Here is a 3485-nt window from a genome sequence, read left to right as displayed (position 1 = left end):
GCGCGCAGCTCGCGCGCCTGGTCGCAGGCGTCGAGGGCGTCGGCGTAGTGGCCGGACCTGAGCTGGATGCGCGCGATGCCGCCGAGCACGGTCGCCATGCCGCGCCGGTGGTCGAGTTCGGCCCACACGGCCAGCGCCGCACGGCTGAAGATCATGGCGTCCTTGACCTGGTCGAGCCTGCGCAGCACCGTCGCCAGCTCCTCCAGCACCCGGGCCTCGCCGCCGCGGTCGCCGATCTGGCGGGACAGCGACAGCGCCTGCTCGAGATGAGTGCGCGCCTCGTGCAGACGGCCGCGCCGCAGCAGCACCAGCGCGATGCCGACCCGCGCGGCGACCTGGCCGCGCGGGTGGTCGATCTCGGTGTGCGCCTGGAGCGCCGGGTGCAGGTGGCGGAGCGCTTCGTCCAGGTCGGCGCAGTCGATGAACAGCCGGCCGAGCCTGATCCGCGCCCAGCCTTCGCCGTGCCGGTCGCCCGCGCCCTTGCACAGGTCGAGGGCCTTGCGGCCGTGGGCGAGCCCGTCGAGGTAGGCGCCGAGCGGGCGGCTGATCCTGGCCAGCACGATGTACGCCCAGGCTTCGCCCCGCCCGTCCTGGAGCTGCTCGCTGATGGCGAGCGCCTGGTAGACGTCGCGTTCGGTGTCGACCCACTGGTGGCGTTCGCAGCGAATGTCGGCGCGGGCGCGCAGCGCGTCGGCCTCGCCGCGCCGGTCGCCGGTCGAACGGAACAGCTCCAGCGCCGACTCCGCGCAGTCCAGCGCCTCGGCGTAGCGGCCCTGCATCCGCAGGCTGGTCGCCAGCCGGACCAGGGCGGTGGCCTCGCCGCGCCGATCGCCAGCCGAACTGTGCAGCTTGCGGGCGTGCTCGGCCCCGGCGAGGGCTTCGGCGTGCCGGTCGAGCACCTGGTAGACGGCCGCGATCTGCTCGTGGACGACGGCCTCGCCATGAGCGTCGCCCTGGTCGGCGAAGACCTGCGCAGCCATCCACTCGTACGCGATCGCCTCGAGGTTCCGGCCGACCGCGAAACTGACGACGCCGAGATGGTGCAGCATGAGCGCGATCGCCTGCTGGTCCGCGACGAGCTGCGCCGACCGCAGCCCGATCTTGTGGATGGCGAGGTTGTCGCGGCCGAACCTCAGCAGTTCGAGCACGTCGTAGCAGGAGTCGGCGAGCCCGTAGGCGACCTGGTGGCGGCCCGTCTCGGCCGCCAGCCGGACGGCGGCGATCAGGCAGCGGCGCTCCCGCTCCAGCCACTCCAGGGCGCTGTCGCGATCACCGGGGCCCGGACGTTCGCCGTCCGGATCGTGGTGCAGGGCGCGCCGGTGCCGGCCGAGGGCGTCGCCGTGGCGCTGCGCCCCGTCCAGGTAGTAGCCGAGCAGCCGGCCGACGGCGTCCTCCCGGTCGGCCTCGTTGTTCTCCAGCCGGACTCTTTCGAGGGCGAAGCCGCGCAGCAGGCCGTGCAGCCGGTACCGGCGTTCCGCGACGTTCACCAGGTTGACGTGGGTGAGGTCGTCGAGCACGTCGGCCGTTCTCGGCACGGGCCAGTCCAGCAGCGCGGCCATCGCCTCGACCGAGAAGTCGGGGCCCGCGGTGAGGGCGGCGAACCGGAACAGCAGCCGGTGGTCGTCGGGCAGCCTGCGGTAGGCGAGCGTGAGCGCCGAACCGAGCCCGGACGCGTCGGGCCGCAGCAGCGGGTCGCGCAGCCCGTCGAAGCCCGGCGCCGCGACGGCCAGGGCCAGCGGATGATGCTCGCAGAGCTGCGCGAGATCGGCGCGGGCCGACTCCGGGGCGTCGGGGGCGATCTTGCCGACCAGCTCGACGGCGTCGTCGTCGGTGAGCGGCCCGAACCGCAGATGCTCGGCGCCCAGCCCCCACAGCGGCTCCGCCGAGGTGACGATCACCGCGCTGGACGGGGTGCGGGGCAGCAGCCGCCGCACCTGGTCGGCGTCGTCGGCGTCGTCGAGGATCAGCAGGACGCCCCGGTCGGCGATCAGCCGCCGGTACAGGTCGGCGAGCTCCTCCTCGCCACGCGGCACTGTCTCCCCGGGCACACCGAGGGCGCGCAGGATGGCGCCGAGGGCCGTGGCGAGCGACCGGCCGCGCAGGTCCACCGAGATCTGGCAGTCGGGGAAGTACTCGGCGAACAGCTTCGCGAACCGGGCGGCGAGAGCCGTCTTGCCCGAGCCGGACGGGCCGTGCAGCACCGCCACTCGCGGTCCGGGACGGCGCAGCAGCAGCTCCCGCAGATGGTTCAGCTCGGCGCGGCGGCCGGTGAAGTTCCGGACGTCGCCCAGCACCCTGGCCGGACGCGGCCAGCCGAGCCCCGACGGCAGCGGCGCGCTCTCCAGCGCCAGGTCGGCGGGGTCGTCGTAGGGGTCGCGGCGGCCGCGCGTCACCGACCACAGGTCGTCGTAGGGCTCGGCGAGATGCCGCAGCCCCTGCACGTCGGCGATGTACCGCCAGTTGGCGCCGAGCAGGCCGCGCTCCCGGAACCGGCTGAGCGTGCGGTTGGTCCTCGACCTGGTCACGCCCGCGTAGCGGCCCAGCTCCTCCTGCGTCAGGCCGATGTCCAGGACGGCGCCGCCCGCCTGGAGCCGGCCGAACCGCGCGGCGAGCTCCACCAGATGGGCGGCGAGCCGCTGGTCGGCGCCCACATCGGGGGACAGGGCCAGGGCGAGCCGCAGCCCTTCGTGGGTGTGCCGGTCGTCCATGGTCCGCAGGACGGTCGAGGCGACCTCCCGGTGCTCCTCGGCGAGCTGCCGGAACCTGGCCTGCGGGATCCGCAGCACCTGCAGCCCGCCCCTGCCCACCCCGACGACGTCCGCGCGCTGCGGATGGCCCGACAGGACGTGCAGCCCCGCGACGTCGCCGGGACCGAGCAGCCCGATCACCGACGACTGGTTGACCAGTTCGGTCCGCCGCAGCTCAAGGGCGTGCCCGGCGCGCAGGATGACGACGTCCTCGGCCAGCACGCTCTGCAGCTGAAGCGTGCTGCGGGCCGCGTAGGTCTCGACCCGGTGCTCGGTGAGCAGCCGCTGCCGGACGTGCGCCGGCAGCCTGTCCCAGAAACACAGTGGAGGCGTCATACCCGCCATCGCACCACGATCGCGCCTACGGGAGTGTGTCAGCGGACTCTTCCGGCCTGTTCCCGAGGGAACATTTCACGGGAACCAGTTGCTCGGCGAGCCGGACGATCGTGTCGTGCCCCTCGACGGCCGTCCGCCAGGGGACGGCCCGCTCGCCGAGCGCGGTGCCCAGCAGATTGCCGGTGATCGCGCCGGTCGAGTCGCTGTCGCCGGAGTGGTTGACGGCCAGGCAGAGCGCGGCGCGGACGTCGCCGGGGTGGGCGAGCGCGCAGTACACCGACATGGCCAGGGCCTCCTCGGCGATCCAGCCCGCGCCGAGACCTTCCAGGATCTCCGCGTTCGGCTCGTCGCGCGGCGCGTCGAGCGCGGCCCGCAGCGCGGCGATGGTCTCGCCCGCGCCGG

Annotated in this window: 2 protein-coding genes; both read right to left on the bottom strand. The window is 74.1% G+C overall.

All coding sequences use genetic code 11. The features are described from left to right. The coding region (locus ACYVE7_RS31240) for a tetratricopeptide repeat protein (protein ID WP_460369812.1) at positions 1-3083 on the bottom strand (3083 nt) is incomplete at its 3' end. A 25-nt stretch (positions 3084-3108) separates the two neighbouring features. Next, on the bottom strand, positions 3109-3485 hold a 377-nt coding region (locus ACYVE7_RS31235), incomplete at its 5' end, for an ADP-ribosylglycohydrolase family protein (RefSeq protein ID WP_460369811.1).

Source organism: Actinocorallia lasiicapitis (assembly GCF_054778695.1).
This window is presented reverse-complemented; position numbering and strand designations above follow the sequence as displayed.